Consider the following 6,455-nt stretch of genomic DNA (forward strand, 5'->3'; position numbering starts at 1 on the left):
TAGCCGCTAACAGCTGGGCGTTGAGAATGTAAGCACGTCTTCCAGGCGTGCCTTGCCGAGTGCCAACTGAATCAAGCGATCTATCCCCAGCGCCACACCGGCGCCTTCGGGCATTCCGTGCTCAAGTGCGGCCAGCAGCCGCTCATCCACATCCACTTCCGGTAAGCCCAAACGGCGGCGCTCAGCGTTATCTTCAGCAAAGCGCGTGCGCTGCTCAGCCGCATCGGTCAGCTCATCGTAGCCGTTAGCCAACTCAATACCGTTAAGATAGACCTCAAAGCGGGAAGCCACCCACTCACCATCTGCATCTTGATGGCGCCGAGCCAAGGCTGCTTGGCTAGCCGGATAATCAACTACCACGCTTAGCTCCTGCTGGCCTAACTGCGGCTCGATCACCACGCTCATTAACAGGTCAAGACAGGTCTCGCGGCCTTCATCAGCTAAGGATTGGGCAGACATTTGTGCCCGCTCGGCAGCTATCGCCCTCAGCCTATCCAGAGACGTCGTGAACGGATCAACCTCTACGTAAGTATGAAACAACTCCCGGTAGCGGTAATGCACAGGTGGGCCCGGGAAACTGGGCAACAGTGACATAATGAGCGTCGCAGTCTCATCAATCAGTTGATCCAGCGTAAATTGCGGCCGATACCACTCCAGCATAGTGAACTCAATATTATGGCGGGCGCCGATTTCGCCATCGCGAAAACTTCGCGCAAGCTGAAAGATCGGCCCACTGCCCGCTGCGAGCAAGCGCTTCATATGGAATTCAGGGGAGGTTTGTAGCCATAGACGGCGCTGCCCTTTGTCCGTGCGCGCCAGAGTGTGCAGCGACACCAAATGGATATCCGTGCTTCCCCCCTGCCCCAGCACGGGCGTTTCCACTTCCAGCACGTCACGCTGGGCAAAAAAAGCGCGCACTTTGGCCATTAACCGCGCCCGTTCGCGCAGCGTTTCAAAGGACGCTGAGGGTTGCCAATCAATGGCCATAACGACTCCTTGAAAAAATCACCTTAAATAATAATGGCCACGCACAAAGCGTGGCCATTAAGACATACAAGCGCCCTGGAAAGCGATCAAGCGCGTGAGACGTAGTCCCCACTGCGCGTATCAATTTTCAGCACTTCACCCTGGTTGATAAACAGCGGTACACGCACCACAGCACCAGAAGACAACGTCGCAGGCTTAGAACCACCCTGTGCCGTATCGCCTTTCAAACCGGGATCTGTTTCCACGACTTCCAACTCGATAAAGTTAGGCGGCGTCACGGAAATGGCCTTATCATCCCAAAGCGTAATGATATAGGGCACCTGCTCTTTCAGCCACTTGATGGTATCGCCTAGCGCTTTTTTCTCTACCGCATACTGCTCAAACGAGCCATCGGTCTTCATGAAGTGCCACATATCACCATCGGTGTAGAGATACTCCATCTCTAAATCCATGACATCGGCACCTTCCAGCGAGTCACCGGATTTGAAAGTCTTCTCACCTACGCGGCCAGTCATCAAATTCCGCAGTTTAACGCGGTTAAACGCCTGCCCCTTACCGGGCTTGACCAGCTCGTTCTCAACGATCGCACAAGGATCGCCGTCGAGCATTACTTTCAGACCGGCCTTGAATTCGTTGGTAGAATAGTTCGCCATAATGTCTCTCAATCATCCATTTCAGTTATTTGTATCAACAGGTGGTGCGCGAAGCCATACTTTGCCGCTGTCAGCAGGTTTATATACCAGTAGCTATATGCCAGCAGCGTTGCAAATGGCGTCGTTAAATAAGTGCGCGCATGATAACCCGAAGGAGGGCTTTTTTGCAGGAGAACATCATTATTGCCGCGTCTGAAACGCAAAGCCATCGCGACTCACTGGCGCATTCCACTTGGCAGCAGCAGCTTTCTCATGCCATTCGTGATCCGCAAACACTTTGCGAACGGCTGGGCCTAAGCCACGACTGGTTGGCGGGCGCCAAGGCTGGACATGCACTGTTTGACGTATGTGTGCCTGAAGCGTACCTCAACAGAATAGCCTATGCCGACATAAACGACCCGCTGCTGCGTCAGGTACTGCCGCTTGGCGAGGAAGCACTAACGCCACATGGCTACGTCGTCGATCCGCTTGAAGAAGCCGAACATCGGCCCGCCAAAGGGCTGATCCATAAGTATGCTGGCCGAGTGCTGCTTATCGCCAGCCCCAACTGTGCCATCAACTGCCGCTACTGCTTTCGCCGCCATTTCCCCTACAGCGATAACTCACCCTCCAGAGCGCAGTGGCTGGAAGCGCTGGATTACCTGCGCGCTGACACCACTATTCACGAGGCGATTCTGTCTGGCGGCGATCCGTTGGCCGCCAGCGATCGCCAGTTGGCATGGCTGGTGGAGCAGCTAGAAAGCATCCCGCACCTAAAACGGCTACGCATTCATACCCGCCTGCCGGTGGTGATTCCCGATCGGGTCGATGACGCTCTGCTTGGCTGGCTTTCCTCTACACGCCTGCAAAAGGTGGTGGTGTTGCATATTAACCACGCCAATGAAATCGACCAGGCGGTGGTAGACGCCTGCGCGCGCCTTAAGCAGGCGGGTGCAACACTACTCAACCAGAGTGTACTGCTGCGCAATGTGAACGATAGTGTCACGGCCCTTACCGCACTTTCTGAACGGCTATTCGAAGCAGGTATTCTGCCCTATTACCTGCATGTACTGGATCCTGTGCAAGGCGCTGCGCATTTTGATGTGCCGGACAGCGAAGCACGCGAGCTGGTTGCTCATCTTCGCGATCATTTACCCGGTTTCTTAATGCCACGCCTAGTGCGAGAAATTCCTGGAAGGGGAAGTAAAACGCCGTTGTGACGCATGTTGAAGAAACAGCGGCACTGAGACGTTTGAATGGCTCAGTGCTGAAGCCTTAAGCCACAAGTTAGTTATACCCTCCGAATAGGCCCAGCATACTGAGCCACCAGCTCATCCGCAGTAAGCAGCAAAAATCCCTCAGCTTCTGCCTGGGCCACCAAAATTCGATCAAAAGGGTCTTTGTGGATGACTGGTAAATGAGCAACGTTAAGTGTATGCAATGAATTGATAGAAAGTTCTAAATAACCGTTATCCAGCAGCCCACGACGCAGCAAGTGCGGGTCAACGTGAAAATCAGGGCGTTGCAGACTGTTCTTAATGACCACTTCCCATATGCTGGCAGCGCTAAAATAGAGCCTGTTATCTTCGTCATTAATCATAGCTCGCGCATCAGCAGAAAGCCTCTCCGGCGCTGCCGCCGCCCAGAGCAAAACATGCGTGTCCAGAAGTAGATTCACATCAACCTCCAAACATCTCGGCTATTTCCTCCTGTCCCATACGATCAAAATCATTAGGTATCTTAAACTGGCCTGCCAGAAACCCCAGACGCTTTTGCTGGCCAGAAGCAGGGCTATCAATGGCCGTCACGCGTGCCATCGGTTTGCCTGCTTTGGCAATAATAAACCCCTCCCCCTCGGCAGCCCTCGCCACCAGCTGAGACAACCGTGTTTTAGCTTCGTGAATATTGATAGCCTCCATATAAAATCTCCTAAAAATGCGGCTTTGTTAGTAAGCTTAGTTTAATAGGTTTAGTTTAGCCGAGGCGAACGCTTTTACAATGCATCCCCTTCATTGAAAAAACAGCGCTAGGTGTTGCTACAGTTAATCAAGACATGTCACCCAGATCGTAAAAATATCGTTTTCTGCTAAAGTTATAGTGCTAACGATTTCTGACGTTGAATTAGCCTCAACGTTGGGCATCTCACTCAGCAGGAGGCCATAGCGTTATGTCACCATCCCTCTCGTCCAGACCGGGCGCTTTCGTCCTCTTAATAGCCTCGCTTGCCGGGCTGGCCATCGCTTTATATGCCTATTTCACACCACTAACCGGCGTCACTGGAACGCTTGGGGCACTGGTCGCCATTGTGGCCTGCCTCGCCCTTGCGGTGATGGCGTTACTTCTCTTTAAAGTTAGAGGGCGTGGTGCTTCCATCGTACTGCGGATACTCATACTGATGGGGCTTGCCGGTACATCTTTCGCCGGAATGCTGCTGCATCAGTGGTGGATCAGCGCAGCCATGGTAGTCGGTCTGATCGGCTTGATTGTTGATATGGTTCGCGCAACCCATCACGCCCGTCTCACCCACACCTGAGGAGCCGCCCATGCCGACATTATTACCCACCCCGTTTAAATCGATAACCCCAGGCTTAGGCGCAGTCACCGCCCTGGCGATCTGTTTTACGCCCTTGCCGTTACTGGCTCAGGGTCAACCCAGTGAGCAGGAGAATCCCGAGCAGGAAGAAGCGCCCAGTCGCGCTCCCATCCCGCTGGTGCCTGGCGAGCCGACCTGGAACAGCTTCCATGGCCAGCTTAATGCCCAAAAATATAGCCCACTTGATCAAATCAATACTGATAACGTCGGCGAGCTGGAGAAGGTATGGGAAGTGCATACCGGCGATGTCGCGGATGGCTCGGGGGAATTGCCAGCCACCGTTTGGTCAGCGACCCCGGTGTTTGCTAACGATACCCTTTATATTGGTACCCCCTTCTATCGCATACTCGCGTTAGACCCCGGTAGTGGCGAAGAGAAATGGAGTTTCGATACTCAATCCTCTCTGGAAGCGCTAACTCAACCCGCCTTGAAAAACCGTGGTGTGGCCTACTGGCAAGCCGACGATCCGGTAGCAGGCGAGCCCTGTCAGAAAATTATCTATATGGGCACCATGGATGCACAGCTTTTCGCGGTTGATGCCGATAGTGGCGAACAGTGCGCCGACTTTGCCGATAACGGTGTGCTCGACGTCAACCAGTGGAACGACACCAACGACCGCTGGCCGCTTTCGCTACTACAACCCCCTACCGTGGTGGGAGACCACTTGGTACTCGGCTGGGCAGGGATGGACTGGGCCTACGAACAGGCGCCACCCGGCACTGTTTACTCAATTAATGCCCGCACTGGAGAACGTGAATGGACGTTCCAGGCACTTTCCGATGAGATGCGCGATCAAAGCGGCACCGCCAATGTCTGGACACATATGTCCGCCGACGAGGAGCGTGGTTTAGTCTATCTGCCGGTTTCCTCACCCTCGCCGAACTACTGGGGCGGCAATCGCACCGAAGAAGTGCCTCTGGGCACATCCACCACTGCCCTGGATATCGAGACCGGCGAAGTGGTTTGGTCGCGGCAGTGGGTACATCACGATATCTGGGATTACGATATCAATGCCGCACCAACGCTGATGGACATCACAGTAGATGGTGAAGAAATACCGGCACTCATCCAGGCAACCAAAATGGGCTTTCTGTTCGTGGTTAATCGCGAAACAGGCGAAGACGTTTGGCCGATTGAGGAGCGCCCGGTACCCAGCGGCGACGGCAGCGTTGAGGGCGAAGTTTACGCGCCGACCCAGCCTTTCCCGACTAAACCGGAACCGCTGTTAGATCAGTCTGAAAAGCCCAACGTCTGGGCGCTGGCCGACGCGGTTAGCTTCGGAGAGTGTTCCGCATTGTGGGACGATCTTCACTATGAAGGCATGTACACCCCACCGACGACCCAAGGCGAAGGCACCCTTGGCTTTCCCATCAGCGCGGGTGGCGTTCAGTGGGGCGGCGTAGCCTTCGACCCCGAAAGCCAGACAGCGATCGTCAATACCTCGCACATTGTGCAGTACATAAAACTCTATAATCGCGAAGATTATGACAAAGCGGATAGCGGCTCCGGCAACGAAAGCGGCTTCGCCCCTCAAGAAGGCGCCCCCTACGGGATGCGCCTTGAGGTAGCGCTTAACCGGCTAGGCATGCCCTGCTGGGAGCCCCCCTTTGGCGAGCTTGTCGCCCTGGATATGACCAGCGGTGATATCAAATGGCGTCGTCCGGTGGGTGCATCGCAACAGTATGGCTTTTTTATGCCTGAGAGCTGGGGCTCGCCCACCATCGGTGGCCCGGCCGTAACCGCAGGCAATATTATCTTTATTGGCGCTTCCATGGATGCCAAGGTGCGTGCCTACTCCCTTGAGACCGGCGAGGAGCTCTGGTCAGACCAGACCGAAGCCCCCTCCGTCTCGAACCCCGCGGTCTACGAGTACAATGGCCGCCAATATGTCGCCTTTGTTTCCGGTGGCAATACCATCCTGAAAGATCAGGTAGGTGATCAGATCGCGGTCTACGCGCTGCCAGAGTAACCCTTAGCGTAAAACGGGGCGGCCTCAGAGGCTGCCCCGTTTACGTTAACAACTACTTTCTCTCACTGCTTCAGCCAAGATCACGGGTCTGAGGCTTGGTACGCCTGGCTAACTGATTGTTTGCCGCCCTAAAGCATACCCGCATCAGCGGCACCAGCAGCCACAGTATCGGCGTAAGTAGCCAGCGGTAAATAAAGCGCGCAATGAAGAGTACTGGCAGTAGCACGATGAGCCAGATAAGAAACTGACCGAGCCAAACCGGCCAGCCTAGCCA

Annotated in this window: 7 protein-coding genes and 1 pseudogene; 3 read left to right on the plus strand and 5 right to left on the minus strand. The window is 54.7% G+C overall.

Going from position 1 to position 6,455, the window contains the following annotated elements:
- Nucleotides 1–6: 6 nt before the first annotated feature.
- Nucleotides 7–987, minus strand: coding sequence for an EF-P lysine aminoacylase EpmA (epmA, locus tag HALA3H3_RS23515; protein ID WP_009287746.1), 981 nt, complete (start codon nt 985–987; stop codon nt 7–9).
- 86 nt (nt 988–1,073) lie between these two features.
- The gene (efp, locus tag HALA3H3_RS23520) at nt 1,074–1,640 is read right to left on the minus strand and encodes an elongation factor P (RefSeq protein WP_022523987.1); all 567 of its coding nucleotides are present in this window, start codon (nt 1,638–1,640) and stop codon (nt 1,074–1,076) included.
- A gap of 164 nt (nt 1,641–1,804) precedes the next feature.
- On the opposite strand from efp, the gene epmB reads away from it, so the two are divergent.
- On the plus strand, nt 1,805–2,839 hold the full coding sequence (gene epmB / locus HALA3H3_RS23525; protein ID WP_022523988.1) for an EF-P beta-lysylation protein EpmB: 1,035 nt from the start codon (nt 1,805–1,807) through the stop codon (nt 2,837–2,839).
- Nucleotides 2,840–2,910: 71 nt separating this feature from the next.
- On the opposite strand, the gene HALA3H3_RS23530 is transcribed toward epmB, so the two are convergent.
- On the minus strand, nt 2,911–3,297 hold the full coding sequence (locus tag HALA3H3_RS23530; protein WP_022523989.1) for a type II toxin-antitoxin system VapC family toxin: 387 nt from the start codon (nt 3,295–3,297) through the stop codon (nt 2,911–2,913).
- Between the two features lies 1 nt (nt 3,298).
- The gene (locus tag HALA3H3_RS23535) at nt 3,299–3,538 is read right to left on the minus strand and encodes a type II toxin-antitoxin system Phd/YefM family antitoxin (RefSeq protein WP_022523990.1); all 240 of its coding nucleotides are present in this window, start codon (nt 3,536–3,538) and stop codon (nt 3,299–3,301) included.
- Between the two features lie 248 nt (nt 3,539–3,786).
- Between HALA3H3_RS23535 and HALA3H3_RS23540 the strand changes: the two genes are divergently transcribed.
- Both HALA3H3_RS23540 and HALA3H3_RS23545 read left to right on the plus strand, forming a co-directional pair.
- Nucleotides 3,787–4,152, plus strand: a complete 366-nt coding sequence (locus tag HALA3H3_RS23540; protein WP_022523991.1) for a hypothetical protein — start codon at nt 3,787–3,789, stop codon at nt 4,150–4,152.
- 10 nt (nt 4,153–4,162) lie between these two features.
- Entirely contained in the window at nt 4,163–6,181 is a 2,019-nt protein-coding gene (locus tag HALA3H3_RS23545) for a pyrroloquinoline quinone-dependent dehydrogenase (protein WP_022523992.1), read from the plus strand.
- Nucleotides 6,182–6,251: 70 nt separating this feature from the next.
- Here the strand turns inward: HALA3H3_RS23545 and HALA3H3_RS27545 are convergent.
- Nucleotides 6,252–6,455: pseudogene (locus HALA3H3_RS27545) on the minus strand (hypothetical protein); the annotation flags it as partial.

This window comes from Halomonas sp. A3H3 (assembly GCF_000982975.1).
Lineage (GTDB): Bacteria > Pseudomonadota > Gammaproteobacteria > Pseudomonadales > Halomonadaceae > Vreelandella > Vreelandella titanicae.

What these genes read in the sequence shown, in the direction of transcription:
- epmA (WP_009287746.1), bottom strand. Translation starts at nt 987, where the DNA reads ATGGCCATTGATTGGCAACCCTCAGCGTCCTTTGAAACGCTGCGCGAA.
- HALA3H3_RS23535 (WP_022523990.1), bottom strand. Translation starts at nt 3,538, where the DNA reads ATGGAGGCTATCAATATTCACGAAGCTAAAACACGGTTGTCTCAGCTG.
- HALA3H3_RS23540 (WP_022523991.1), top strand. Translation starts at nt 3,787, where the DNA reads ATGTCACCATCCCTCTCGTCCAGACCGGGCGCTTTCGTCCTCTTAATA.
- HALA3H3_RS23545 (WP_022523992.1), top strand. Translation starts at nt 4,163, where the DNA reads ATGCCGACATTATTACCCACCCCGTTTAAATCGATAACCCCAGGCTTA.
- efp (WP_022523987.1), bottom strand. Translation starts at nt 1,640, where the DNA reads ATGGCGAACTATTCTACCAACGAATTCAAGGCCGGTCTGAAAGTAATG.